We start from the raw sequence: 25052 nt of genomic DNA, 5'->3' as shown, positions 1-25052 counted from the left end.
TGAGGTGATCACTACTAGGCGGTTGTTTCGTCAATGCCAAAACCATGAGTCTGATTAGTTGCTTTGAGTAAAGTCGCCAAGCGAGCGGTACGGTTTCGTTCGCTAAAGTGAGTATCGAGGACGCCATAATTGAAACTTCCCAGCCCGCCTAAAGCTTGATAGGTCAAGCTATCTTGGTTAAGAGAAGCACCATTTGCATTCGCTATACGCTCACTTGGTGCATCAGTCCCATAAGCACCAAAACGCAGTGCCGACAAACTCGTGCCATTACTGATCATTGGCACAGCTCCTTGAGAGTTTCTCCCACCGCTTTGCAGCGCAGTGCCGGCACTGGTGCCGATTAACACCGGGCGATTTTGCAGTGCTGTAGTCCAAGGGTAAGGATGGCCTTGCTCATCAAACAAAACTTGTCGAGTCAGGCTTTGATCGCCACCATTGAACATTACGCCAGTACTGGCTTCAATGATTGCCACTAAATGCTCCGCGCCTTTTTCACACAAGGCATGCTCTGCTTGAATACGGTCGGGATAAATATGCTCGCGATTAAAAACCGCCATTTCTTGTTCGCGAAATTGTGCAAGTAAATCACAGCGGTTTTTCGCCACTGCTTTGGCAAGCGCAGGGGTTAAAGGTAACCATTCGCTGGTGATGCCATCAAGCGTGAGTAGCCCCTCATAAAAATCAGCTGCTTCATACGGATCACGACTTGAGGCCGTTATCGCTAATAAATGAGGGGTGGTGGTTTTAACTTTTGTACTTGCGGCAATAAAGTTCACTATCTCATTGCTCGCAGGCTCGATATTACTCGCAACAGCGACGGTTTCTTTTACGCGCTTTTCTTGCTTGTCTGTGACAGGTTGTTCAAGCATATCAATGACAAAATGGTATTCTTGATCACTTAACCCCGAGAGCTGTTCATCATTAAAATCACGCCATAACCATAGCAGATCACGTTTACTGATGCTGGCACTTTGCACGCTGGCCAACTGATTGAGCGCACGAATGGTTTGTACCTTATTATGTTGATTATCTGATGGCCAATTGCGTTCAATTTGTTTGATGGCTGTTTTTGAAAATTGGTACAGATTGTTTTTTTTGCCTTTAGGCACGCTATCAGCTAAACAATTTTTCTCGCTCATACTTGAGCAGGTTGTCAATGCCCCACCAATCAACACTAAAGTCTGTTGGCGATCATTTGCCACTGCAAGGGGCGAGAATAACGATAATAAAAACGCAAAAATAAAAGACCAACCAATCGTTTTCGCTTTCAGCAAGATTGCAAATCGCTTCATAAAGTGACACTCATCTAAAAAATTAAAAGACATAACTTGTAGCTAAATGACCTTAAAATGATAAAAAGACATAGAAAATCATCGGATTAAGCTAGCACTTGGGGGCTTACTTTGTCAAAAAGCGCTTGCAACGTGCATGCGTAGCAATAGGATATTTACATCATCACTGTAACAAGGCATGCTCAATGATAAGAATCATACTGTGATCGTAACGCTTGTGGCAATTTTACAGTGAGTTCAATACACAGTTAGGGGCTGCACCATGTATCGTTTTAAATTTTTCATCGTCATTGTTATCTTAATAATCATGCATCAAGGTACTGCACATGCTCAAAAACCAATAATGAGCGTTGCCATTGACCACGCACCTCCGTTCACTTTTATTGACGATAAAGGGCGACCAAAAGGACTCATTATTGATGTGATGGAGTCTCTGCGTTCACAATTGCCTTATGATTTTGAATACATCCAATGCCCGTGGGCAAGGTGTTTAAAACTAGTCGAGAGCGGTGCTGTTGACCTGCTTCCGGGAGCAACTCGCACCCAATCTCGCGAGCAGGTATTTATTTATATTGACCCGCCCTTTATTGACCGAAATGAAGTGAATCAGTTTCGCTTTTACACCAATAAACGTCACCTTGCGATCAACACTTACACCGATTTATACCCATTAAATATCGGCACCCTCAGAGGTTCAACCTACAATGAACAATTTGAGAATGACAATACAATAACTAAAATCGCCTTTGTCGATATTCAAAGCATGTTTGATGCACTTGAAAAAAATCGCATCGATGCTTTTATTTACTACGACGATACCGTCGTGCCTTTACTCAAAGAATTTGATCCTCTCAATAAGATCAGTGCTTCAAAGCTAGGTTTGCCCACCAAGCAATATGCTTACTTAGTGATGTCAAAAAAATCGAAGCATCTACCACAAGTTGAGGCTATCAGTGAACAATTAAAAGCTTTAATTGATGAAGGTAAAATTAAGCAATTGTTCGAGCGATACGGTCTTTAACAATTAACGTAAACCCCCTTTACAGCTTTAAACGCTCAGTCACCCCGCACGCTTTGACAAACTCTTCATCATGGCTGATTAACAAAAAAGTACCTGAGTAGTCGTTTAGTAACTCAGCTAACTGCTGTTTGGCCACTAAATCCAAGTGGTTATCAGGCTCATCTAACAACAGCAAAGGCGATGCCACTTGATGACTGACCATCAACATGGCCAGTTTCATTTTCTGACCGCCGCTGAGTGTTGCAACCTTTTGTTGCACTGCATCGCCCCGTAAGCCAATTCCTGCGAGTAATGTGCGCATCTGGCTCAAATGAATATTCTCGCAGGCATCTCGACACTGTTCCAACACACTCAAATGCGGCTGCAACATACTGGCATGCTGATCTAAATACATCACCTCATGTTGGCACAATACGTCGCCCATAACAGGTTGAATAACACCTTGAACTACCTTAAAAAGGGTCGATTTTCCGGCACCATTATCGCCCTGGATTTGCCATTTTTGCCCTGTCCTGACACACATAGTTATCGGCTCAGCCTGACCAAACGGCAATTGGCACTCAAAAAGGTTGAGTACCATTCGCTTTGGCGCAGAGTCAGCACATTCATGAATGTATAAACGATTTTGCTCTTGGGTGGCTTGGCGGCTTTTGAGTGTTTGTTCTTGGCGCTTTAACGCCAAAAGACGCCCTTGTGTCAGTGTGGCAGCACGTGATAACTGGGATCCGGCTTTATTCTTTTTGAAGTCTTGCGTGACTTTGGGTTGACTGCCTTGATGTACACTTTTTTGCCCTTGCCGAGCGCGTTGTGCTGCTTTTTGTTTAGCCTGAAGCGCAGTATCTAACCGACATTGATGCTCGCGACGAGTATGGTTCAGCTGGCGTTCCAATGCTTGCTGCTCAGCATTTTTTTGCTGTAAATAAGCCCTATAATTACCGCAATAATGATGCAAACCTAAACTGTCGAGCTCATAAATATGTGCCGTTTTATCAAGCAATACCCGATCATGGCTGATGATTAAAATCGCGCCTTTAAAACAGTGCATTTGCTCCACAAGCCATGCTTTGCCTCTTTGATCAAGGTGATTCGATGGCTCATCTAATATGAGTAGGCTGTCAGCATGATTAAATTGATCGAATAAACGCCACAACATTAATGTTGCTAGCTGACCACCACTGAGCTCACAGAGTTTCAAATAAGGATCACAGGGCAAACGCAACCAAGACAATAACCCACTGATCTCCTCATGTAATTGCCAGCGCTCAGCAATGGTATCAAACCAATGTTGCTCAATTTCCCCTTGGGCCACACGCTCAAGTGCGACTAATGCTTTTTCGACCCCTAAATAATCAGCAATCGTGCGCTGTGCATGGATCAATTTATGGTTTTGAGCAAAATAACCCAAACTTTTTGGCCGAGATACACAGCCTAATGAAGGACTCTGTTTACCGGTAATAATCTGCCCTAGAAGTGACTTCCCCACACCATTACGGCCAATGAGTGCCGAGCGATGATGGTGGTGATGCCAATTTAAATCAGTAAATAAAGTACGCCCACACGGTAATTGAAAGTGAATATCTTGAAGATGAAATGATGGCATAAACTGCCTCCTGTAAGTTAATACACAGGAGTCGTGACCGAGCTAAAATTGGCGCCAGTACGAAGCGAATATGATAATTTAACCCTACTTAAACAGCGATAAAGCTAAATCGTAACAAAAGTAATACACTGGCATTGAGCTGCGCCCACTCCCCCTGTTGGTCCAAAAATAAAATAAGCATTGGATAACAGGAGTTAGTTGTTCATGGCGGCGTCAATCTCAAAAAAGGAAGTAAGGGCATTTAAACAAATTTCCCCCACCAGAGCAAGTTACACTCTAAGCATACTTCTTTTAGAAAAATCCGATCTCAACCGACCCATCCCCGTTTTTAAAGCACGCTACATTGCGTCATCTTAATCGGCTCAAACGATTTAAAACCCCGACTAATAGCACTTTTAAGATCGCTTTTGTCGGAAAAATTAGCTTGTTGGGTCATTTGTTCAATACCATTTCCCAATGAATAACGCATTTTAGCGCTGCCGTGGCCGTAATATCTGAGCTGATAAGCAAACTGGTAACGCTCAGTGTTGGCATTATACATAGGCTCAGACATGCGGTATTCGAGCGCACAATCATTGCCGTAAAAACGCCAATCTGAATAACTAATAACACCTTTATTTTGTGAGAAAGTTTCTTGTGGTGTGCCGCGCCCTTGCAACACACGGTATTCGACAGCCGATTGCTCAGCTAATGGCTGGGTTTCAGTAAACGCTAAAAACGAGGTCACTAGTAAATCTGGTTGTAAAGGCATTGGGCTTGGTACTGCATCACTGTGCTGTGGCTCGCTACGTTTGCCTGCAGTGAATATCGCTGTTGGTAAAGTAAGCATTAACGATGAATCCAGTGCGATGTTTTCTGTGATATTGACCCGCCCCGCGGTAGGCTCACCAACAATATATGCCCGTTGTAAATGCTGTAATAGCAATGAAAATCGCTCTGCGACAATACCCGTTTGTGCGCTTGTCAGCACATAAACTGGCACCTCGCCACGCTTTTCACCTGCGACTTTATCTAACGTGCGTACTTGTTTTGTTTGCTGTTTAGCGGGCTGTTCAAGCTGATAAAGTGTCGTAGGCTGATTGAATAAATAACTGGCAACATACTGAAGCGAGTCAGAAGTGATTACTGCGGGCGAATAGCTATTTCGTAAATCAAACACTAATACATCAGCGTCTTTCACTTGGCTAAATAAGGTATCAATTTGAGCATGCGTGCTGTGTAAATCGAGTTCAATCAGTGCAATTTCATCATTTACGCGGTTAATTTTATTGCTAGCGGGCTGCGTAGCACTGGCTAAAATCTCGCGCGTGTTATTGTTCGTATGCACCACAAACGACGAGTCCTTTAACAAAGCCTGTATATCGTCGCTTAACTTCGCAGCAAAATCACTAGGCTGATCAAACCCTAAGTATTTATAACCGTCATAGTGTTTAATTAATTGCTCAGCCACCCGTTTGCTAGCCTCTGGAACAATACTGCGCTGCTCTATGTGCTGCGTTAAAGTGTGAATAACCACAAGCTGCTGCTCTTCGCTGATAACAGGCGACACGGCCGAGCTTTCAGCGTAAGACACCGTCGTTGCACAGAGCAGCGCCCCAAAAATCAATCCTTTGCTACACTTTACAGCCATTCATTACACTCCTGTATGTGTTCATTGTTCCGATTAATCATTTAAAAAGTAGAACACGAAACATACTGACTGTCAGTGAATAAAAGAGCCCTGATTTGTAAGGAGATATTACCGCTAAAAACTAAACGCATGTGGCAAATATGGCAAATGTGGTTTTTCAATGAGATATTGATGTCTGGTGTTTCTGCATGGTTTTTTGCAGCTTTGCCAAAAGTAAAACAACTTAAATAAATCTAGCCACTTGCAGCTATTCAACGCTCACTTTTACGACACCATTTCGATATAAGCCAATGTAAAGCACTGTTTTACCAGATTCATCAACAGCTAACATAGTTCTAACACCTCCTTCGAATCGATCCTTTTCATCAGGGTAAGCTTGCCAGCTTTGACCGTTATCCTGACTGACCTCTAAAATGAGGGGTTGAAAATCATCACCTTTATTCCAACCCGCGGTATAAAGCGTATTAGGATTATTTGGATCAAATACGGGTGAATAATGAAAGCGATAATTTTGATTTGTGAGTAAAGGCAACCAAGTTTCACCATAATCATTGCTGTGAACAATCCCTCCCTCACCGCTAGCAATAATCCGTTCACTATTTTTAGGGTCCACTAGAATTTGATAGATCACACTTGGGCTAGGTAAGTGTTCAGTAATAGCCTGCCCATGCATCGTAAGCGCAAAGGAATCAGTATTAAATTGATCTAAAACAGGGTTTTCAATGGCATTTTGCCCGCCATACCATACATCTGGTTTTTGTTGATGTACTAACAGTGCACCTAAGCCACTTGCCATTGCCCCCCAAGCACCTTCTTCAACAGTCCAAGAACGAGCAAAGTCAGACGAACTCGCCAGTACGTTCCTTCCTGTTGCATACAACTTTTGGTTTTCAGAGTCATACACTAGGGTTCTTGCGACCTCAAGCAAATCTGTGTCGCCGTGCGAATCATCACCGCCAAAATTGTCATCGAGCAATTGCCAAGTAGTCCCCGCATCCAGACTCTCAATAAAAAATGCATGACTATTTTTTTCAACACTTGCTATCCAGTGAGTATCACTAACGATAGCCATGTCTAAAACATGGTAACGGGTATCAGTCAACGCCTGCCATTGAGCGCCAAAACGATGAATTCCTTGGTCAGTCAAAGCTATAAGCTGATCATTCACTTTCAACATTTTTTCTATTTTATGGCCCGCTAAACCAAGCTCAGTAAAGATAGGGATAAATGGTTTTTCGGGTACAAAATCATCCTGATCGTTAGAACCTGAGCCACAACCGATAAGTGATAGACAGACAAAAGTAAGCGAAATAAGTAAGCAACGGCTTTTATACATAATCAACCCTGATTTTTATTTTTGTTATTAAACCTCAGAGTAGCAAAACAATAAGTCAACAACTGTAACTTGATGTAATCAAAAGATGGAAAGATGTATCTTAAGCACATTTTGCTTACAGCAACTCTCTGGGCACAACATAAAATGAGGGTAATACATAGTAGATATCTCACAAACAAATATAAACAATTGATTTTAAAGCATTTAAATTAATACAAATCAATATAAAAGACCGTAATGTATTGAATGACAGCTGCTTGAGAGTAGTAAATGCTGCGGCTTTGATACCATCAAACCCGCTCTCACTGATATTGATAATTCGTAATGTCTGAAGTCAAGATTTGACCCAAAAAATTTTCAAAAAATTTTATAATTTAAAGACTTTTATTGAAAAAGACTGGATTTTTCTAATAGACATAAGCCAAACAAAAAAGACTAATACAACTAAAAGTGCTGGAGAATGCCGTCTCAAACATACCTTGATAATTGATGAACATTAAGTTTAAACGCTCACTTGCACTATCACTCAGAAGAGCATCAATCAACCACAATCGATCGAAAATTCAAACGATAGAGTAAGCAATATCTGAATTTATCATGCAAATAATGGGCAAACGCTGCCCATTGAAAAGAATATACTTAACTTTGTTTTTGAACTGATTGACCAATATTAACTAGATAATCAACCTGCTTATCCGAAATTGGGTAAATAGATTTAATATGACAATTTGTGGTGATGTAATCTTCAGTTGAAGAACTAATAGGCGTTATCGTATCGCCAAACTTATCTAAAGAAGAATTAGAAGAACGGTTTAGTTTGATGCTTATTGAATCATTTAAATTTACACACTTTCCTTTAGTTTCAATAAGGTAATCATCTTTTTGAATAGTAGTAATAATTAAATAATTGTCAGAGAGCGACTTCCAGCCATCATATTTAAAACTAGTAATTTTATCTTTACTAGATAAATTCTCACCCTTCACATATTGCGCATATGAAGTATTTCGCTCTTTTGATGACATTGTTGTTGATGCACAACCCAAAAGTGAAACTGAAATCAAAGTCACTGTTAATAAGTTTTTCATATCATTTCCTTATAAATCTTAAAAATAAAATGCACTCAATGCACTCAATGCACTCAATGCACTCAATGCACTCAATGCAGTTCCATTATCAACCACAAAAGTAACAATTGTAAACAATGTTCATTATTGTTAAATTTTTTTTAAAATAGATTTCAAGCATTTAAAAAGTGATCACTATGTCTAAAAAACTGGCTTTATTCGTCGCAATTTGTGGCTTAAGTTTACCCTTAGCCGCACAAGATGCATCTCAAGGGCTTAAAATTACAACCCTGCCCGATGTTTTATCTTTTAAAGAACGAATCCCTCTAATTAACGACATGGTCAAAGACCGACTCGACAACTTATTACCAACTCTCATGCAAGAAGCCGAACTCGATATGTGGCTGGTTATTAACCGTGAGTATGGTGAAGACAGACTATTTTATACCTTGGTCCCTCAACCCACTTTTGCAGCAAGACGCACCTCAATACTGGTTTTTTCTAAGCAACCTGATGGGCGGGTAGATAGATTTAATGTGAGCCGCTACCCGATTGGCGATTTATATCCCACAGTCTGGCAAGGCGGTAGCTCAGAGCAACAATGGCACCGTTTAGCTGAAGTCATCGCAGAGCGCGACCCAAAACGCATTGGTATTAACATGAGCGCAGATTGGGCGCTCGCTGACGGTTTAAGTGTCGGGCTGCATAACCAACTAGTAAAATCGTTACCAAACAAATACCAACAGCGTTTAGTCAGCGCAGAAGATTTAGTGATCCGCTGGCTCGAAACGCGCAGCGAAAAAGAACTGCAAGTTTACCCCACCGCAGTCTCGCTTGCCCGCGGTGTAATAGCCGAAGCATTTTCAAATAAAGTCATTACACCCAAAGTGACTACTACCGATGACGTTGCGTGGTATTTACGTGAACGTTTTGAAGCCCTGCAACTGCGCCCATGGTTTCAACCTTATGTAAACGTTCAGCGCCAAGGCGATAAAGCCGACAAAGACGCGGCTGTTTTAGGTCAGGCCAATCAAGTTATTTTGCCTGGTGACGTCCTTCATACTGACGTCGGGATTTGTTATTTAAACCTGTGTACTGATACTCAAGAAATGGCTTATGTATTAAAACACCAAGAAACAGATGTCCCGCAAGGCCTTAAACAGGCATTGAAATTGGGCAATCGCTGGCAGGATATATTAACCAATAACTTCAAAACAGGTTTAACCGGTAATCAAATATTGGCCAACACCATCAAACAAAGTGAAGCTGAAAACATCATCAGTAGCACCTATACACACCCGCTTGGTTTTGTTGGCCACGCTCCAGGCCCAACAATTGGTATGTGGGACAACCAATCCCCCACGCCCATTCAAGGCGATTGGATACTCAATCCAAATACGGTGTATGCTATTGAAGGCAATATAAAAAGACAAGTACCCGAATGGGATAATCAATGGGTGCAAATCAAACTAGAACAAGACGCTCTGTTCGATGGGAAAAACGTGCGCTACTTAGCAGGCCGACAAACCACATGGCATCTGATCCGATAAATGACCCCGACCTCAACGCTTCTGTCGCCAATAATTCTCACTTTTTTAGTGGCCGTTATTATTGGCCGATTAGGCAATGAAGCAAGTACACTCAGTATAGATAAGCAAAGTTCGCAACCTAATTCAATACGTAAACCTTTTCACAGCATACACAGCCATATCAATTGCAAAACACTTCACTCGTAAGAAAAGTAACGTATAAATCACTCAACTAACCACCCGCGCACATGTTCAAAGTTTTGACCTAAGTACTTATCAAAACACGCTAACAAAGTACTTCGAACACATAGACTGATGCAGTGTTTACTTAAATGGGAAAAAAGAGCTGGGCTACGCCAGCTGAGCCACCAAAAACACGGAATCATAGGTTAACCATTAAATTCAATTTATCGGCTTTTCGATGAGATATTGACGAGAGTTTGGCTCTTATGTGTGATGTGGTTAGTTGAAAAGCTAAACATTCACAATGGTTGTAAAACCGCCAAATATCATTCTCTTACCATCAAATGGCATTTTATTAGGCTCCCAATCCTTAAATCGGTCATCTTCCATCGCGGCCTTATTGCCTGCATCACGCGCTTCTCGTGATGGCCAGACAATCCATGAAAAAACCACGTCCTCTCCTTCTTCACATTTAACAGCCATGGGCAATGAGGTTAATTTACCATCAGGCACATCATCAGCCCAATTTTCAACAACTGATAGTGCACCATGATCTTTGAACACAGCAGCAGCTTCTTCAGCAAGCCGAATATAATCAGACTTACTCTTCCTCGGAACAGCAACTACGTAACCATCAACATAAGACATAGATTTAATCTCCATTTTTTAGATTACGGCGAACCTCAACCTTCAACCCACAAATGCCTAATTCACCGGAGGAGCCTACTGGCGCTTGTTATATTTTACCAACGTTATGCCGCTCAACTTAAGTGAATGGCATTGCCCATTATAGTGGTTTTTCCATGAAAGATTTTTTAATAGGTTAACTATTAAATTCAATTTATCGGCTTTTCAATGAGATATTGATGTGTGTCATGTATTTCTCTACGTTAACAGAATGTTCACGCTCTCGCCCTGACTCCCCCGCCGCTTGCATAATCGTATTTAGCGCCTAATGTTATGTTGATTTTAAATCATGGATCTACAACCATAAAGGATATACCTAATGAAAATTCACATTCTAACCCTATCAGCTCTTTTACTCTCTTCTCCTGTAATGAGCGGAGAATGGGCAATTAAGGACGCAAAAATCATTTCAATCGCTAACGCAAAAAGTAATTTAGATACTTTTACTATTTGGATTGCAGGCGGCAGTGGTTTCTGTTCAAACCAAACCATTAGTTTCCCAGTGGATTTTGCCTTTAATGCCGGTGTTCACGATCGCGCTTATCAAACAGCTTTGCTAGCTATCAAACTCAACGCCACGGTAGACGTTTACAGTTACAATACTTCCGACATCTGTGAAAATGCAGCTTATATAAAAATGAGCTATAGCCAAACAGCTAATTAGTAAGGAGAAAGAAATGAAATACTTACTTGCTATCATGATTTCTGCTATACCAACCATTTGTCAGGCAGGGTATATCGTCAAAAATGCGGTCATTACTGAATTAGCTAATACGAATTGGAACAGCGATAGTTTTACTGTCGGAGTTAACGGAGGAGAAGGAGTATGCGCCGATTCAACCATAACCTTTAAGACAACGGCGGCTGGTGATATTGGAACATTTAACCGTGCCTTTTCGACGGCCTTGCTCGCCATCGAAATGGGACAGTCTGTTTCGATTTATAATTATCAAGGTAACGGTTGTCACGACGCAGCCTATATTAGGATCGACTCCCCAGTTACCTCGTACCAAGTTGGCGATAAAGGTCCTGCCGGTGGAGTGGTATTCTATGTAACTAATAACGGCACTAGGGGATTGGAGGCTTCACAATATATTCTAGGGCCATCAGCTTGGGGCTGCAGTAATGCAAAAAACAACACCCTCAGCTCAATTGGCGAAGGAAAAAACAACACACTTCAAATCATCGAGTTATGTGGCTCGAATAATATTGCAGCCGCTGCCAACTTATACCAATTTGGTGGTTACAGCGATTGGTACCTCCCATCACTTGATGAATTGTTGGAACTCAAAAATAGCAATGTTGGCGGATGCTTTAGTAGAGAATCTAACCTATGGAGCTCATCAGCTCTCAGGGACACCGTCATAGATGCTGCATATGCACAAATAAATTTGCGGGGTACTTTTTTGACTGCGCAAACAACACTTAGTGAGCTCCATTATGCCTGCCCTATAAGAAGCTTTTAACGGTTAAGTTTTTTAAATAAGGGATTGCATTTCATAGAGTTATTAGATGTATTACTAATAACTCTATGAAATGCAATCCTAGCAACATGCAATTTATCTTTTGTAACTGGCTTACAGCTGCGATTTGATATCGCGATTAACTTGGCTAAGCAACCCTAAATAAGGCTCAGTCTGACAGTTGTAAACTCATGACATCCTAACACTTCAAAGCAACTGCTTATTATTGCTGCACCTTCGTAGTTCATTGAACGAAATACCTATAAATACATGAAAGCCATAAATATCTCATTGATTTTAAATAATTTTCATTGAAAATCAATACAAAGTCGCTATCAAAATTAGTGATGGATTAAATAACTTCTGTTTAGAAATCATTGATTGTACAAATCACAAACAAACCATATTGCGACATAAAGTCGCTGCTACACAAAAACCGAAATTCACACCAATACCCCCCGTGATCACGCCCTAAAAATAAACGATTGATGAGCCATGTATTTCATGGATGAAATACATGGTGAAGCTTGGCCATGGATGGCCTATCTTCGCCGTTGGCGTTCACATCAATTGATTATTTGCAGGATAAAGCGTGATGTCGGTGGCGCTGGGTGAGTCCAGAGAGGGGTCAGCGCCAGCGCGACAATTTGAAAAACAGACCTGAAATTCATCTCAAACAAGTCGCGACGTAAAGTCGCTGCTACACAAAAACCGAAATTCTCACCAATTCCCCCGTGATCACGCCCGAAAAATAAGTAATTGATGAGTCAGGCATTTCATGGATGAAATGCAAGGTGAAGCTTGGTCATGGATGGCCTATCTTCGCCGCTGACGTTCACATCAATTGATTATTCGCAGGATAAAGCGTGATGTCGGTGGCGCTGAGAGTGTCCAGAGAGGGGTCTGCGCTAGCCCCTCTTTGGCTGCCGTCGCCAGCGCGACAGGGGTGCTAATTTGAAAAGCAGTTGTTTATTTAAAAACCGCTTTTAAATAACTTTTGGGCTAAAGCCCAACCTACAACCAATTTACAAACAAGGAAAAATCTTAAATAACCGTCGGGATAAAGCCCGACCGACTGTTGGCAAGTACACCCAGTCGCGACGTAAAATCCTTACTACAAAACACATCTGCGTGAATAAAATTGTCGGGCTAAAGCCCGACCAACAGTTCGCAAACACACGCGCATCGCGCAATAAAACTATAAAACCGTTACCAATTATATTGTAGGGTCATTGCTAAATGACGGGGTTTCCCCGGGAAATAACGGTCGCCACTGAAACTGGTGTAATCGGCGCGATCTGCATAGGCGGTATTGGCCAAGTTATTAATGCGTAATGTCAGGCTTAATTGCTCTGTTGGTTGCCAGTTGGCGCGCACATTCACTAGCTGGTGCCCCTCATACTCATGAAGGTTTTCGGCATCGGTAAAATAACGGCCAACATGATGCCATTCGACGGAGGTCATGATGGTGTCGCGCGGTTGCCAATTGAGCTGCACATTGGCGATATTACGCGGGGCGGTGTCCATTTCATTGCCTTTGATATTGACGTCACCCAGTTGTTGTTCTGACTCATAACGGTGCTTGGCATGAGTGCCTGCAAAGCGCAATTGCCAATCAGCATTGAATGCATATTCGAGCTCAAGTTCAACACCCCGATGAGATGACTTCCCGTCGTTAATAGTAAAAAAGTCACTGTCGCGGAAAATCACATTGTCTTTGTCCATCCCATACACAGAAAACACATAGTTCAATGGGTTTTCACCATCATTAAACACACCTTTAATGCCCAGCTCAAGATTGTTGGCGGTTTCGACAGCTAAGCCCGCGACAGTTTGATTGCGTTGTAATTGATAGAGTTCAGCCGCTTGAGGGGCACGGTAGCCCTGCGAGACGTTAGCGTAGATTAAGTGTTGGCCGCTGAGCGCCCAATTTAACCCAAATTTGGGTGACCATGTGCTAAAGCTGTTTTCACTGCTCGGTGGGCGACTGTAGCGGCATCCGCCCATTCCACAAGGCGTGCCATCATCACGATTGCGCCCTGCTGCCATATTGTTGTCGTAATCATAATTTAAGTGCTCGTAACGCGCTCCGGCGTCAATACGGAGTGCTTGCCATTGCCACTGCAGATTAAAAAATGGAGCATACAAGGTACTGGCAACATCGTAATCATAATGTTTGCCTTGTGGTACAGTGGCTACTAAAAACGCCGAGCCTTGGGTTGGATTTTGTTGGTATTGCAACATGTTGGCTTGGGTATATTCACCATCAAAACCAAGCTCAACTTGTACACTGTCAAAGCCTTGATAATGCCAAAGGGACTGAACCCCACCTCCGGTTTGGCCGTTTTCTTCAAGGGGGGTACCGGGTAAAAAGTGCTTAAAAAACCTCATATCTTGATCACGTAAATACGGGGTGATCACTAATGTACTTCGCTCATTTTGCCAGGTAAATTGTGACCAAGCCCGAAGCGCTGTCGCTTTACGAAAGGCATCAGTATAGGCATTGCTTTGTGCAATGATTGGATCTTTGTAGCTTTCAAAACCTTCGATAAACCCAGCTGTATGCTGATCAAGGTCGGAAAACGTGAGCCCCGACACCACAGACACGTTGTCCGTTTCAAGACGATACCTCAAGCTCACCTTTTCTTGCGCGACACTTTCGTCATCGCGGTAACCGCTGTCACGGGTGACACTTGCACTTATGCCTATGCCAGAGTCGCCCATATCATGGCCTTGTTGGAACTTTGCTCGCTTGTAACCAAACGAACCTAAATCGAGCGAAGCAAAGCCGCGCGCTTGTGTGCTGTCGGGTGTGATTACGTTGATCACCCCATGTACGGCGTTCGAACCATATAACGCAGAGCCGGGGCCTTTGAGGACTTCAATGCGCTCGGCCATTTCGGTATGGGCTTCAAAAAGCTCATTAATATTACAAAACCCTGCCGCGCGAAGCGCAATGCCATCTTCTGCGGTTAAAATCCCCCCACACGCACCCGCACCAGAGAGCACTGGCGAGCGCAGCGCAGGTAAGTATTCTTGACCATTACCATGTTGGATATTTGCCCCCGCCACGTGTTTGAGCACTTGCTCGATGTGTGTCGGCGCAACCAATTTGAGCGCGGTTTGCGATACTGTGCTAATCACAAATGGTCGCGGTGTGTTGGCAGTGCTGCTGCGAGTGGCCGTGGTGGTAATGCGTTCGATATCAGCGAGTTCATCTGCCATCATCGCCGTGGGGGTGAGTGCAATAACAACAAACAAATAAGCGCGGCGCAGTGTCATAAAGTGTCCAGTAAAAAATGAGGCTAACTGGTTAGTTATACTAATGAATTTTGATCCACAGCTCACCCAATCGCGATAAACAACCGATAAATACGATAGATACAAAAAAGCCCTGCTTTTTTACCTGCAGGGCTTTGGACAAGTAATTTTGACTAAAAATAGCGTGGCAATTAAAGCGCTTTAAAGCGAATAGCCGTTCCACCACTGGTGGCAAGCTTTAATGTTAACGTGTCTTTTGCTGTTACGTTACGTTGTTCAATCACCAAATCGTAAGGGTTGTTTTTCCATTCGGCCTTATCGCCATCGCGGTAGATTTGTGCTTCGTACGTACGGTTAGCATCTAAGAAATCGAGTTTTACTGTGACTTCGCGAGCTTGCTCATCGCTTACAGCCCCTAAAAACCAATCATCGCCACTGTAGCGCTGTGTGCCTTTTGCTTTACGAGCAAAGACAACAAAGTCGCCAACTTCACCTGCCAGAGCAATACTTTGCAGCCAATCGGTCGGCACATCTTGGATAAATTGAAACGCATCCGGTTTAGCCAAGTAGTTTTTAGGTAAATCGGCTGCCATTTGGATTGGGCTGTAAAGCACCACATATAATGCCAACTGCTTGGCTAACGTTGTTTGTGGCCGATTGGTTGTATCACCTAAGCCATTAAAACCCATATCGAAGATACCTGGGGTAAAGTCCATCGGACCGGCAAGCATACGCGTAAACGCAAGCATGGGTACGTGCTCAGGCGGATTAGGCGGTGTGCCCCACGCGTTAAATTCTTGCCCGCGTGCGCCTTCACGAGCCAGCCAGTTAGGGTAAGTACGGCGCAAGCCCGTGTCTTTTATGGGTTCGTGCGTATTGATACTGAGTTTATGCTTGGCGGCTAGTTCAACGTTGTACAAGTACTCATTCACCATAAACTGGCCATCGTGCCACTCTTTGCGCGCGATACCGTGTTCGTCAATGCGTTTGATATTGCCACCATCGGCGACATAACCGGTTTTGATTTGCTCCACACCGGCTTGATTATAAAGCGCAAATGCTGCGGGCATTTGGTCACGATAGTTACTGACATTGCCGGAAGTTTCATGGTGGCCAATGAGCTTAACACCGACTTTTTTACCGTACTCGCTGATCGCTTTGATATCAAAGTCAGGGTAAGCTTGATCAAACTTAAACACATCGCCATTAAAAAACCAGTCACCGTCCCAGCCGATATTCCAACCTTCTACAAGCACACCATCAAAGCCATATTTTGCAGAAAAATCCATGTATTCGAGGGTGTTTTTGGTGGTTGCACCGTGTTTATCGCCACTGCCCCAAGTGTTTTCATTAATGTGCATGCCCCACCAAATCCCGACGTATTTTCCAGGATTGACCCACGATACATCACCGAGTTTATTGGGTTCGTTCAGATTTAAAATCAAATGAGAATTAAGTAAACCTGTTGCCTGTTTCGCAATTTGAATGGTGCGCCACGGAGTAGTAAAACCACCTTGTTTTCGCACTTTAATGCCATCTGACCAAGGCGTTAAATCGGCTTTAAAAGTGCCTGGGCGACGTTGATTAAGGGTCATGGCTGCATAATCGACCAGCGCAGCTTCATGAATACTGACATGGACATTGTTTTTGGTTTTAAAGGTAAATGGAGTATGCACATGGGCAGCTTGTTCAAGTGGCGTGGTGTTATACACGTATTCGTAGCGGTTCCAGCCGCGTGCGGGGATCCACCATGCCGTACTTTGGCTGGCATCCGCAATAGCGAATTCGGTTAACTCATCAGTGATGTCGCTGCGCTCAAAACCCGGCTGTTGTGGCACTTCATAACGAAAACCCACGCCATCATTAAATACTTTAAACGTGACAGCAAAGCGACCTTGTTGTTGATTATCGCTTTTAAAGTGAACCGTCACCGCATGATGCTGATCACGAATGGTTTGCTGCTCACCCCAAGGTTGTTGCCAAGTTTCATCGTGGTGTGATGGGGTGGCTTTGCTTATTTTAAAGCCATCCGCAAACGGTGCTTGTTTTTTAAAAGTCATGCCTAAATTAGAGGGGGCAATAATTACTTGGCCATCTAAAGTCACTTGATATTGCACCAAAGCATGATCATCGTTGATGCTAACAGTCAAATGACCATCCGGTGAACTCACTGTCACAGTTTCGGCCTGCGCCACAGCACTTAAGCCTAATAACGTTAAGCTAATCAGTCGCATTTTAATATTCTTATTCGATGAGAGGGACTTCAGATTACCTTGAGAGCAGCAAAAAACAGACTTTTTGCATACGTATTCAGCGCAATTTAAGCAAAGATTTTTTAGTAAAATGTGCCTTGCTCATCATGTGGATAGGACTGCAAAATTGTTTTAACACGTTCGACTAACTCTTTTGGGGTGGATAAACTAAACGCGAGACAAGGAGCGCCAAAATCATATTCTTTGATAGGAAACAGCTTTTCTACATGATTGTATTCAAGCCCTAACGCCTTGAGCTGTGAGATCATGGAATACTCGGTTTGCATTACAAAATCGAGCCGACCAGCAACAAATTTACGGATTGTGGCTGCAGCATCATTAGTTAAGTCTAAATTGACGCCCGCTTCAAAACCATGATCCGTTAAATATTTGTGGCTACTGTCGTTTTTATTGCTGCCTGTGCGATATTTTACGGCTTCACTGATATTTTTTATCTCAATATCGGGGCGGCTTCGTAGCCGATAAACAAAAATTTTCACCGCAGGAATAAGCGGACACACCCACTGATATTGGCTTTCTCGCTCAGCATTACGGTAAATAGAATAAATCATCACATTGGGCTGTGTTTGTGTAATATGCACCGCTCTGGCCCAAGGGTAACTATTGAGGGTGTAATCTATCTTCGCCTCGGCGAGGACAGCTTTGATGACATCGGTGGAGCGACCGACGATTTGGCTTTGTTCGTTGGTATAGTTAAAGGGCGGCCATTCTTCTGTCACCACCTGCAACGTAATGGGTTCGGCAAACACGTTATAAGTAACAGACATCAGCAAGAGAAATGTAGGTTTAAGAAACTGTTTAATCATGCAAAATCGTTTAGCAAGCAAAGTAACAACAAGTATAGGCAAACAATTTAATAATGGGTTTGATATAAAATAATAAAGCTGTAAAGGGGCTTTACAGAATGTGGCCATGTTTATTTTACAATGCACTTTAAAGCAATAAAAAAGGGCAACTTTCGTTGCCCTTTGCTCAAAATATACTTTCTTACGAGTATTTGTTTCTTATGGGTTTGCTTTTACTGTCAGCGTCATACCAGATGCTGCACGGTATCCGTAGATATCGATGTACCAAGTACCCGCAGCTGGGGCTGCAAAGCTACATGATTCGTTGTTACCATTTTCGTATGGACGACAATCATAAGTTGATGATGTTGATTGCGCACCTTGACGGATATACATATCGGCATCACCTGTACCACCTGATAATGCAACATCAAAGCTTGAATAACCCGCAGCTAAGTCAATGGTATAACGCGTCCACTGTCTTCTTGCTACAGATACATCGCTGATGGTTTCATCGATAACAGGTAGTGAAGGGTTACCACCGCCAGTATCACCCGCTGTGAATGAACCTGTTAAGCTAACACCAGCAAAACCGCTGTATGCTTTAAGGCGTACATAATAAGTGCCGCCCGTATCTGTCACATCACAAGACTCATTGTTACCATTTGCATAAGGGCGACAATCATATGTGTTATCTGTTGGTGCAGAGCCAAATTTCACATACATATCAACATCACCTGAACCACCGGCAGTTGTAAAGTTAATCGCTGACGCGCCTGCTGGTACGTCCATAGTGAAGACGAGTTCTGCACCTGTCGCAGCTGATAAATCAGTTTTAGCTGTACCATTTACTAATACTGTGTCGCCTGTTGGAGGTGGTGGTGGAGTTGTACCGCCGCCATTGCCATCACAGCCGTTATTCGTAATGTAGTCGATTGCATCTTTAGTTTGCGCTAGACCGAAACCAAACTTAACATCACGACCTGCCGCACCTAAATCTTGTGCAGTGGCATTAAGGACGTTACGAATCTCTACGTTTGAACAGCTCGGATGGTGACTCCAAACCAATGCTGCAACACCAGCAACGTGTGGAGAAGCCATTGAAGTACCGCTCATGTTACCGTAGTTACCAGTACCGATGTTGATGCTTGCAGAAAGGCCTGCATTGGCTTTCATTGCCGCGCCGTCAGTATCAGACACAGTCACTGCAGGGATAGTTGTTGCGTTTGTATCACCTAATGTACCACCAAATGAACCAGCAGCATTGTTATAGATAATCGCGCCTACACCACCTGAATCTTGACAGTTTTTCACTTTGTCATGGAAAGAGATGTTACCACGTTGGATTAAACAAATACGGCCAGACGCGCCGTTATCAATGCTCTCGCCAGTCGCTAGGTCATATAAAGCACCGCTTGCCTGACCTGAGTTTTCCATTGCGTTAGCCGCATAACCTGCGCCTGCAACAGCGACTTCAACAACTGAACCAGTCCCTTCTGGGTAAGTTGAATACACATCAACACCTGGGCCTGAGATTTCGACTTGACCATTTTTTTGCGAGAAATCAGCTAATGCTTTATTGCTATCAATGGCAGCAACTGACATGACTGAGTCGTATGATGCAGGGAAGCTTTCGATATCAGTCGTGCTTGTAGCAACACCGTCGTTACCAGCCGCTGCAATCAGTAACATGCCACTATCGTAAGCTGCTTGAATACCGTTACGTTCAGTGTTATTTGAACCTGAACCACCTAAGCTCATGTTAACAACATCAGAGCCGGCATTTTTACACACGTTAATTGCGCTCACTAGATCAGAAGAATAACCCCAACCTGCTGCATTAAATACTTTTACAATATGAAGGTTCGGATTTGAACCAATCACACCACGTACACCCATGCCGTTATTCAACGCCGCAATAGTACCTGCAACGTGAGTCCCGTGTGGGCCGCCATTGTCATACCAGTTACCTGTACCGCTATCGTTAGTACCCGTAACTGTATCGTTACGAGTACCCATATCTTCATGTGGTAATTCTAAGCCAGAATCAATCACACAGATTTTTTTACCGCCTAATGCTGCTGATGCAACACTGTCATCAACTTGATCGGCTTGTACCATAGTGATGCCGTAAGTTAGATTTTGCGCCATTAAGCGACGCGGTAAATCTTCTTCAACGTATTCAACGTTGCTATCCATGCGAAGTTCGGCAATATCTCGCGCTGTTAATTCAGCTGATAAAAGGTTTAGCGCTGGGTGTTCTGTACGAATTTTTGCACCCAAAGTGGCTAATTTTGACTTCACGTTCATTGCACTGGAAGTTGATTGGCTAGGAACGCCAAACTCAGCTGCCATATTGTTTTTATATTTAACAATGTAACGCTTAGGTAAAGGAGAATTTTGCTTAACTAAAGTTGAATCATCAGAAATTTGCACACCCTGTGGCTGCGCTGCATATAGCGCGGTAGACACCGCCATTGATAATGTACTTGCGGTGATCAGTAACTTAGTTACTTTTTTACTATTTTTGTTTTGCATAAGATGTTTCCCGTGATGAATATCATTTTGTCCCTAAAGGACTGAACAAACAATAACATCGACAACAAAAACTTAACACAAAGTTAACACCTCAATTGTTAATGATTGTAAACAAAAGACGAGAACGCGAAATAAGCAATTGAAAATAAACAAAATTAAATTACTTCGGCAATTATTGATGAGCAAAAAACAATCAACAAAACATTGTTTTGCTCAATAAAAACGCAACAAAGCGTGTTAAATGGGAATTATTTACCAATTAATTAACTTAAATGGTAACAAAAATACGCTAAAGCCATTTTCAAACCTTTAATTGTGATCTTCGCAATGACAACGCTGACATAAATTTACACATAGAATTAACGAACGTAAAAAACAAAACAATCGTTTGATATTGATAATAATACTCAATATCATTCCGTGGAATTTTTTACCATGGAATGTAATAATGTTACACACCCCAATCCCCTTTACTGCCCTTGTATTATCCGCCACTCTTTTTACACCACATGCTTTATCTACTGAGCAGCAAGATATCGAACGCATGGTTGTGACAGGAAGCCGAGTCATTGAAAGTATCGATGAAATCCCAGCTTCAATCACTATCATTAGCCAACAAGAAATCCAAGAGCAACTAAAAGTGACCCCAGAGTTACAAAATATGCTCGCACAGCTTGTACCAGGCATGGCGCCATCAACAGGCACATCAAGTAACTCATCACAAACTCTTCGTGGTCGAGCGCCATTGGTCATGATTGATGGTGTGCCGCAATCGACCCCCCTTCGTAATGGATCATTAGGAATAAAATCTCTGGACCCAAGTGCCATTGAGCGTATTGAAGTCATCAAAGGGGCGACCAGTATTTATGGGAATGGTGCTGCAGGTGGGATCATTAACTATATTACTAAAAAAGCAGTCACTGACCGTGAATTTTCGGGCTCAGCAAGCATCTCGACCCGCTTTAGCGCAGTAAAGCTAGAAGACTCTGCAGGCATGCGCTACCAAGGCGCGGTGAGTGGTCAACGAGGTCAATTTAGCTATGTTGTGACAGGTGCCTATGAAGAGAACGGCTTACAGCGCGATGCGCAAGGTGATGTGCTTGGTTTAGTGTATGGGCTTTCTGAAAGTAATACACAAAACATATTTACAAAATTAGCGTATGACTTTGACCAAGATAAGTCCCTAAAATTTACCTACAACTATTATGAATCACAACAAGATTCAGATTTAGTAGATATCAGCGGAAGCGTCAATTCGGGCGTGAAAACCTATGCGGTAAAAGTACCCGGTGATGCAAATAAAATCGGCGCGCCACAAGGCCCACGGGGCAACCATAACGCCATGCTGAATTATACTGATCTCGCCCTACTCGATCACACTCAGCTCAGTATCGATTTGTACAAGCAAACAATCGAAAATGTGTTTTTCTTTTCGACTAACTTAGCCAATCCCGATTTAGGATTAACCGGTGGCCAGTCGATGATAAAATCCGACAAAACAGGCCTTCGCATGACCGCCAATACACAAGTCGATTTCAACCAAGTTGAAGGGACGTTTATTTACGGTTTAGATTTGCTAAGTGATACCTCATCGCAACCCCTTCTTGATGGGCGGATGTGGGTACCAGAGATGGAAATGGACAACCTTGCAGGCTTTTTACAGACTAAGTGGGTTATTCAAGATGATTGGGTCGTAAAAGCAGGCTTACGTAAAGAAGAAATCGACTTATTCGTCGATGATTATCAAACTTTAAAACTCTGTCGCAATGCGCAGCAATGCTCTGTGGCCATAAATGTCAAAGGTGATACGCTCAATTACAACGCCACAACGTATAACCTTGCATTAAAATACAATGCAATTGCAGAGTTCAGCCCATTTATCAGTTTTTCGCAAGGAGCGGATATCTCTGATACGGGTCGCCTACTTCGCTCAGCAACAGTCGATGATATTGCCGACATTCATACACAAGCCTCCATTATCGATAACGTTGAAGTTGGATTTAACTCCGAATTTGAGCGGTTAAGGTTCGAATTTGCCGCTTATCGGAGTACCTCAGAATTTGGTACTGGCAGTAAATTTAATGAGCAAACAGGTATTCATGAGCCCATTCGCGCTCCGCAAAAAATTTGGGGTTACGAAGGCCTAATCAATTATCAATGGACTGACTCACTATCACTCAATGCAACCTATAGTTGGGTAGAAGGTAAAGACACAGATAAAGACACTTATTTAGGTGCAAGGCAAATTTCAGCACCAAAAGGAACGATTAACCTGCGCTGGCAAGCTCTCGATAACGCATCATTGGCAGTTAATTATCTCTATGTCGGGGATCGTAAACGTTTTGAGAAAAATGACAAAGGTCTGTGGGTGGGTGACCAAGGGCCCATCGATAGTTATCATGTCGTTAATTTAAGTGGCCAATACTCTTTTGAGTCATTTCAACTCTATGCCGGTATTGAAAACTTATTTAACCAAGATTACTACTCGGCGCGTTCACAAGCTTATACATATAAAGGATACAACAGTAAAAGTTTAGGAACGACCGTAAACGTCGGTGTAAGTGTTCAGTTTTAAGCAAAAATAACCACAGTAAAGCAAGGCTTGTCTTGCTTTACTGGTTCAACCAAATAACAACGGCCACAAAAATCGTGACAAACACAGCAGCTGCTGGCCATTTAATCACTTTCAATTTTTGGTTTTTGAGTTTGCTAATTGCTGCAGCTTCGGTGCATGCCGCAATTTTATCAACATAACAGTAACCTGACTCTAAATAGTTTTTGCACACAACTTCATCTGCAGGAATAGCTGTCAGTTCGTTATTTTTTTTAAGGACATAAAAATCCATCTGCGCACCATTTATTTTATTATTTGATTGTTTTAAGTTGTTAACCGCTAAGCGGGAAACAAAATTACATCAGTATTATTGCAATCTTCACTGCAAAAAAGTGGGCCGAATTTAATTACAATTAGTGACCAATTACAACCCTTTTTATCAAATATTTCGTTCTAAGCTTAGGTGAAAAACAACCATATAGAGCTAGCACCCTAAATCTGGCTGTAAAGCCCCTTTACAGCTTGCCAAATATGCACCCTAGACAAAGGTCTAAAGCAGGTATAAAAACCCTAAAGCAAGAAAAAACAAGCTCACTAACACTTTAGGTGAACGAGCCACATGCTGACTTTGTTTTTTAAAACTTTGCAGTGCCGTTTTTTCACTCCAAGCACTCATTTTTGCAACAAACCCATAGCCAGATGCTAAATATTGTTGATAAATTGCATGATCGGCTGTAATGGCTGTCAATTGTTGTTCTTTCTCTAAAATATAGTAATGCATAACAGATTAACCTCTGCGCTTTTAGTCTTAGCATTACCTTAGAGCCTAAAACCTGAACTAATCCTGAACTATTTTGGGCCAACAAAAAAAGCTGACAATCATTGTCAGCCTTATAAAATTGAACCCAGGAGAAAATTTACCGATATCTTTACTTACATCTACTTACTTACATCTACTTACTTACATCTACTTACTTACATCTACTTACTTACATCTACTCTTGACCTTAATCACCTCTAGCAAATAATGCTCAAAGGCGGTCGCGAGCCGAGATTAATGAACCTGTGCGCACATTAATACTGAGTGTTATTCAATCACATTGTATGTTTTTGTTGCTCAGCAAAATCAATTTCTTTTTGTAAGGCTTTTCGCATAGCAGGGCGCGCTGACATGTGTTGATAATACTTCACTAAATTTTCTGGTAACACACAGTCACTTTTTAAAGCCCACCCTAATGTATGCGCCAATAAAATATCAGCCACAGTGATCTGTTCACCACAGCAATAAGCTGAATCCGCTAATAAAAGTGAGGCAGTCTTTGCTGCTTTATTAAACTCCCAACGAGCTGTGTTAGCTATTTCAGGGCAGCGTTGGGGTTCAGGTAAAGCAAACTTATGCTTTGCGAGCGTCCATAAGCCTTGCTCTAGCTCACTGACTATAAAACTACACCATTGCCAATGCTTGGCACTTAAAGCGCTGCCGCGCATAGGTAACCAAGACTCAGGGGCGTATTTTTCAGCGATAAAAATACAAATAGCCAATGATTCAGCAACAGATTCTCCGTTATCAACCAGTACAGGAATTTTGCCTTCTGGGCTCAGTGCACGAAAATCCGCGTCATGTTGTGCACCTTGGCCAAAGTCAATAAATCGATATTGCCAATCAAGTGCCAACTCTTCGAGTAACCACGAAACCCGCAATGAACGCGAACGGGGCGTACCATATAACTCAATCATATCTACCTCTAAAATAGTGTTTAATAAATCAACATTTAGACATTAACCTACTGATCTTACAACCATCGTAAAAATCGGCTGCTAGTCGCTAAAAAATT

18 protein-coding genes are annotated in these 25052 nt (G+C 42.5%); 5 read left to right on the top strand and 13 right to left on the bottom strand.

The window, feature by feature from the left end; translation table 11 throughout:
* Positions 1–14: 14 nt before the first annotated feature.
* On the bottom strand, positions 15–1325 hold the full coding sequence (locus tag PULV_RS18380; RefSeq protein ID WP_227009453.1) for a cyanophycinase: 1311 nt from the start codon (positions 1323–1325) through the stop codon (positions 15–17).
* Positions 1326–1554: 229 nt separating this feature from the next.
* On the opposite strand from PULV_RS18380, the gene PULV_RS18375 reads away from it, so the two are divergent.
* Positions 1555–2313 carry a substrate-binding periplasmic protein gene (locus PULV_RS18375; protein WP_193332685.1) on the top strand — a complete coding sequence of 253 codons (759 nt, stop codon included), beginning with the start codon at positions 1555–1557 and terminating at the stop codon, positions 2311–2313.
* A 19-nt stretch (positions 2314–2332) separates the two neighbouring features.
* Here PULV_RS18375 and PULV_RS18370 read toward each other — a convergent pair whose 3' ends face one another.
* From PULV_RS18370 to PULV_RS18355, 4 genes are all read right to left on the bottom strand, one after another.
* Complete coding sequence (locus tag PULV_RS18370) at positions 2333–3913, bottom strand: ATP-binding cassette domain-containing protein (protein WP_193332684.1); 1581 nt, start codon at positions 3911–3913, stop codon at positions 2333–2335.
* A 328-nt stretch (positions 3914–4241) separates the two neighbouring features.
* The gene (locus PULV_RS18365; protein WP_193332683.1) at positions 4242–5543 is read right to left on the bottom strand and encodes a S41 family peptidase; all 1302 of its coding nucleotides are present in this window, start codon (positions 5541–5543) and stop codon (positions 4242–4244) included.
* Positions 5544–5790: 247 nt separating this feature from the next.
* A complete protein-coding gene (locus PULV_RS18360; RefSeq protein ID WP_193332682.1) occupies positions 5791–6879 on the bottom strand; it encodes a beta propeller repeat protein in 1089 nt (362 codons plus the stop codon).
* 639 nt (positions 6880–7518) lie between these two features.
* The gene (locus tag PULV_RS18355; protein ID WP_086743329.1) at positions 7519–7965 is read right to left on the bottom strand and encodes a DUF6491 family protein; all 447 of its coding nucleotides are present in this window, start codon (positions 7963–7965) and stop codon (positions 7519–7521) included.
* A gap of 176 nt (positions 7966–8141) precedes the next feature.
* Between PULV_RS18355 and PULV_RS18350 the strand changes: the two genes are divergently transcribed.
* On the top strand, positions 8142–9494 hold the full coding sequence (locus PULV_RS18350; protein ID WP_193332681.1) for a M24 family metallopeptidase: 1353 nt from the start codon (positions 8142–8144) through the stop codon (positions 9492–9494).
* 453 nt (positions 9495–9947) lie between these two features.
* On the opposite strand, the gene PULV_RS18345 is transcribed toward PULV_RS18350, so the two are convergent.
* A complete protein-coding gene (locus PULV_RS18345; protein ID WP_193332680.1) occupies positions 9948–10304 on the bottom strand; it encodes a DUF1428 domain-containing protein in 357 nt (118 codons plus the stop codon).
* A gap of 358 nt (positions 10305–10662) precedes the next feature.
* On the opposite strand from PULV_RS18345, the gene PULV_RS18340 reads away from it, so the two are divergent.
* Both PULV_RS18340 and PULV_RS18335 read left to right on the top strand, forming a co-directional pair.
* Positions 10663–11007 carry a DUF5992 family protein gene (locus PULV_RS18340; protein ID WP_086743331.1) on the top strand — a complete coding sequence of 115 codons (345 nt, stop codon included), beginning with the start codon at positions 10663–10665 and terminating at the stop codon, positions 11005–11007.
* Between the two features lie 13 nt (positions 11008–11020).
* Entirely contained in the window at positions 11021–11809 is a 789-nt protein-coding gene (locus tag PULV_RS18335; RefSeq protein ID WP_176365147.1) for a DUF5992 family protein, read from the top strand.
* 1206 nt (positions 11810–13015) lie between these two features.
* On the opposite strand, the gene PULV_RS18330 is transcribed toward PULV_RS18335, so the two are convergent.
* The 4 genes from PULV_RS18330 to PULV_RS18315 all read right to left on the bottom strand — a co-directional run bounded on the left by PULV_RS18330 (position 13016) and on the right by PULV_RS18315 (position 20663).
* Positions 13016–15088, bottom strand: coding sequence for a TonB-dependent receptor (locus tag PULV_RS18330; RefSeq protein ID WP_193332679.1), 2073 nt, complete (start codon positions 15086–15088; stop codon positions 13016–13018).
* Positions 15089–15258: 170 nt separating this feature from the next.
* The gene (locus PULV_RS18325; RefSeq protein ID WP_193332678.1) at positions 15259–17301 is read right to left on the bottom strand and encodes a glycoside hydrolase family 97 protein; all 2043 of its coding nucleotides are present in this window, start codon (positions 17299–17301) and stop codon (positions 15259–15261) included.
* 101 nt (positions 17302–17402) lie between these two features.
* Positions 17403–18146 carry a substrate-binding periplasmic protein gene (locus PULV_RS18320; protein WP_193332677.1) on the bottom strand — a complete coding sequence of 248 codons (744 nt, stop codon included), beginning with the start codon at positions 18144–18146 and terminating at the stop codon, positions 17403–17405.
* Between the two features lie 198 nt (positions 18147–18344).
* Positions 18345–20663 carry a S8 family serine peptidase gene (locus PULV_RS18315; protein ID WP_086743335.1) on the bottom strand — a complete coding sequence of 773 codons (2319 nt, stop codon included), beginning with the start codon at positions 20661–20663 and terminating at the stop codon, positions 18345–18347.
* A 448-nt stretch (positions 20664–21111) separates the two neighbouring features.
* On the opposite strand from PULV_RS18315, the gene PULV_RS18310 reads away from it, so the two are divergent.
* A complete protein-coding gene (locus PULV_RS18310; protein ID WP_193332676.1) occupies positions 21112–23238 on the top strand; it encodes a TonB-dependent receptor in 2127 nt (708 codons plus the stop codon).
* A gap of 37 nt (positions 23239–23275) precedes the next feature.
* Here PULV_RS18310 and PULV_RS18305 read toward each other — a convergent pair whose 3' ends face one another.
* From PULV_RS18305 to PULV_RS18295, 3 genes are all read right to left on the bottom strand, one after another.
* On the bottom strand, positions 23276–23509 hold the full coding sequence (locus tag PULV_RS18305; RefSeq protein WP_086743337.1) for a hypothetical protein: 234 nt from the start codon (positions 23507–23509) through the stop codon (positions 23276–23278).
* A 258-nt stretch (positions 23510–23767) separates the two neighbouring features.
* Positions 23768–23998: a hypothetical protein gene (locus PULV_RS18300; protein ID WP_086743338.1), complete on the bottom strand. Its 231-nt coding sequence runs from the start codon at positions 23996–23998 to the stop codon at positions 23768–23770.
* A gap of 314 nt (positions 23999–24312) precedes the next feature.
* On the bottom strand, positions 24313–24954 hold the full coding sequence (locus tag PULV_RS18295) for a glutathione S-transferase family protein (protein WP_086743339.1): 642 nt from the start codon (positions 24952–24954) through the stop codon (positions 24313–24315).
* Between the last annotated feature and the right edge of the window lie 98 nt (positions 24955–25052).

This window comes from Pseudoalteromonas ulvae UL12 (genome assembly GCF_014925405.1).
GTDB lineage: Bacteria > Pseudomonadota > Gammaproteobacteria > Enterobacterales > Alteromonadaceae > Pseudoalteromonas > Pseudoalteromonas ulvae.
This window is presented reverse-complemented; position numbering and strand designations above follow the sequence as displayed.

Excerpts from the sequence above, each read along its gene's own strand:
- PULV_RS18380 (WP_227009453.1), bottom strand. The coding sequence starts at position 1,325 with ATGTCTTTTAATTTTTTAGATGAGTGTCACTTTATGAAGCGATTTGCA.
- PULV_RS18375 (WP_193332685.1), top strand. The coding sequence starts at position 1,555 with ATGTATCGTTTTAAATTTTTCATCGTCATTGTTATCTTAATAATCATG.
- PULV_RS18370 (WP_193332684.1), bottom strand. The coding sequence starts at position 3,913 with ATGCCATCATTTCATCTTCAAGATATTCACTTTCAATTACCGTGTGGG.
- PULV_RS18365 (WP_193332683.1), bottom strand. The coding sequence starts at position 5,543 with ATGGCTGTAAAGTGTAGCAAAGGATTGATTTTTGGGGCGCTGCTCTGT.
- PULV_RS18360 (WP_193332682.1), bottom strand. The coding sequence starts at position 6,879 with ATGTATAAAAGCCGTTGCTTACTTATTTCGCTTACTTTTGTCTGTCTA.
- PULV_RS18355 (WP_086743329.1), bottom strand. The coding sequence starts at position 7,965 with ATGAAAAACTTATTAACAGTGACTTTGATTTCAGTTTCACTTTTGGGT.
- PULV_RS18350 (WP_193332681.1), top strand. The coding sequence starts at position 8,142 with ATGTCTAAAAAACTGGCTTTATTCGTCGCAATTTGTGGCTTAAGTTTA.
- PULV_RS18345 (WP_193332680.1), bottom strand. The coding sequence starts at position 10,304 with ATGTCTTATGTTGATGGTTACGTAGTTGCTGTTCCGAGGAAGAGTAAG.
- PULV_RS18340 (WP_086743331.1), top strand. The coding sequence starts at position 10,663 with ATGAAAATTCACATTCTAACCCTATCAGCTCTTTTACTCTCTTCTCCT.
- PULV_RS18335 (WP_176365147.1), top strand. The coding sequence starts at position 11,021 with ATGAAATACTTACTTGCTATCATGATTTCTGCTATACCAACCATTTGT.
- PULV_RS18330 (WP_193332679.1), bottom strand. The coding sequence starts at position 15,088 with ATGACACTGCGCCGCGCTTATTTGTTTGTTGTTATTGCACTCACCCCC.
- PULV_RS18325 (WP_193332678.1), bottom strand. The coding sequence starts at position 17,301 with ATGCGACTGATTAGCTTAACGTTATTAGGCTTAAGTGCTGTGGCGCAG.
- PULV_RS18320 (WP_193332677.1), bottom strand. The coding sequence starts at position 18,146 with ATGATTAAACAGTTTCTTAAACCTACATTTCTCTTGCTGATGTCTGTT.
- PULV_RS18315 (WP_086743335.1), bottom strand. The coding sequence starts at position 20,663 with ATGCAAAACAAAAATAGTAAAAAAGTAACTAAGTTACTGATCACCGCA.
- PULV_RS18310 (WP_193332676.1), top strand. The coding sequence starts at position 21,112 with ATGTTACACACCCCAATCCCCTTTACTGCCCTTGTATTATCCGCCACT.
- PULV_RS18305 (WP_086743337.1), bottom strand. The coding sequence starts at position 23,509 with ATGGATTTTTATGTCCTTAAAAAAAATAACGAACTGACAGCTATTCCT.
- PULV_RS18300 (WP_086743338.1), bottom strand. The coding sequence starts at position 23,998 with ATGCATTACTATATTTTAGAGAAAGAACAACAATTGACAGCCATTACA.
- PULV_RS18295 (WP_086743339.1), bottom strand. The coding sequence starts at position 24,954 with ATGATTGAGTTATATGGTACGCCCCGTTCGCGTTCATTGCGGGTTTCG.